The sequence below is a fragment of the Palleronia caenipelagi genome, from assembly GCF_007004065.1.
Lineage (GTDB): Bacteria > Pseudomonadota > Alphaproteobacteria > Rhodobacterales > Rhodobacteraceae > Palleronia > Palleronia caenipelagi.
This window is the reverse complement of the sequence record NZ_VFSV01000124.1, coordinates 1-1835: the sequence shown is the minus strand read 5'-3', so window position 1 is coordinate 1835 and position 1835 is coordinate 1. Positions and strand designations below refer to the sequence as shown.

Below are 1835 nucleotides of genomic sequence, written 5' to 3'. Positions count from 1 at the left end.
ATCATCCGCCACGCCAAGCTGGAGCAATCCATGAGCCGCAAGGGTCAGTGCCTCGATAACGCCCCGATGGAGAGCTTCTTTTCTTCGCTGAAAAAGGAGCTGGTCCATCGCCATCGGTTCAGAACCCGAGAACAGGCCAGGGCCGCGATCTTCGAATACATCGAGGTCTTCTACAACCGCCAGCGACGGCATTCAGCCATAGGCTACCAGACGCCAGCGCAGGCTTTCGAAGAAATGAGTTGGAAAATCGCCGCGTAGCGTCAACAATCACACTGTCCGGAAACAGGGACGAAGATCAAGACAACGCTAAGATGGCAGGTGGATCCTTCCTTCATTTCAGGAGCGCTCCTTGCCTTTGTTGTTTCGCAAGACTTTTACCTCGATGATGATCCCTGCGAGGTAAGGGTCTGGCGCCGGCGATGCCACCGCATGAGGAAAGAACTTGTCCAAAAAGGAAAAGTCATCTGGCAATTTACACATGAATAGGTTGGCGCGCTGGGGAGGATTCGAACCCCCGACCCTCTGATTCGTAGTCAGATACTCTATCCAACTGAGCTACCAGCGCGTAGGGTGGGAATTACCGACGACTCTGAAGGTTTGCAAGCGCATTTTGATAGTTTTCGAGTGAAGTTATGTTACGGACTTTGGACTTTTGAGGGTTCTCAGATCGGCGGGTGAGTGATTCAAGGTTGCCAATTGGGAGGTGGCCTTGATCGGAATGACTTTGACCGACACCCAAAGGGCGCTCATCGTCCCGCACTGGCTTGGCTGGGAGTGGGATCGTGGACGCGCGGCCCCGTGATCAGCCCCACTTGAGTGGTCCAATGTGATTGTGAGTGCATGACTGGCCTTCGGTCCATCGTGACGACGGTTTCCGGGGCTGGTGGGCGGTAGCCCAATGCACTGTGTGGTCGTTTAGTGTTGTAGTATTTCCTCCATTGTTCGATCAGGATCTGCGCCTCGCGCAGGCTGTAGAAGGTTTCGCCATTCAGGAACTCGTCGCGGAAACGGGCATTGAAGCTCTCCACATATCCGTTCTCCCAGGGCGATCCAGGTTCGATGTAAGCCGTTTTCGCGCCGACAGCTTTGATCCAGTCCTGTACGGCCTGAGCAACGAACTCCGGGCCATTGTCAGACCGAATGAACGAAGGCACACCGCGCAGGATGAACAGGTCGCTCAGCACATCGATCACGTTGCCTGAGTTCAGCTTCCTGTCGACACGGATCGCCAGACATTCCCGGCTGTACGCGTCAATGATATTCAATGTCCAGAACGCCATCCCATCGTCCGTGCGGCAATGCACGAAGTCATATGACCAAACATGATTTGGATGCTCAGGCCGCAACCGGACACACGAGCTGTCGTTCAGCCAGAGCCGTCCCTTCTTTGGTTGCTTCATTGGGACTTTCAGCCCCTATCGTCGCCACAGCCTTTCGACGCGCTTATCGTTCACATGCCAGCCAGCATCTCTGAGCATTGCTGCAATCCGACGATAGCCATACCGTCCATATTGCCGGGTTAGCTCGATCATATCTGCCACCAAGCGCTCTTCGTCTGGACGACCAATGGGTACCTTGCGCTGTGTCGATCGGTGTTGTCTCAGAACGCGACACGCGCGACGTTCCGAAACGTTCAGTTCTGCACGAACACGATCAATGCAGGTACGGCGACGAGCGGGGCTCAGAAGTTTCCCTTTGCGGCCTCCGCCAGGATCAGCTTGTCCAGGGTCAGATCCGAAACAGCCTTGCGCAGCCGCTCATTCTCTTTCTGAAGACGCTTTAGTTCCTTCAATTGGTCCGTGCCCATTCCACCGTACTTTTTCTTCCAGCGGTAG

1 protein-coding gene, 1 tRNA gene and 1 pseudogene are annotated in these 1835 nt (G+C 54.9%); 1 reads left to right on the top strand and 2 read right to left on the bottom strand.

The window, feature by feature from the left end:
• A partial coding sequence (locus FEV53_RS20150) for an IS3 family transposase (RefSeq protein ID WP_142836126.1) occupies nt 1-258 on the top strand: 258 nt, incomplete at its 5' end.
• A 230-nt stretch (nt 259-488) separates the two neighbouring features.
• Here the strand turns inward: FEV53_RS20150 and FEV53_RS20145 are convergent.
• Together FEV53_RS20145 and FEV53_RS20140 are read right to left on the bottom strand one after the other, a co-directional pair.
• Nucleotides 489-565, bottom strand: a tRNA-Arg gene (locus tag FEV53_RS20145).
• Nucleotides 566-746: 181 nt separating this feature from the next.
• Nucleotides 747-1835 (bottom strand): annotated as a pseudogene (locus tag FEV53_RS20140) (IS3 family transposase); the annotation flags it as partial.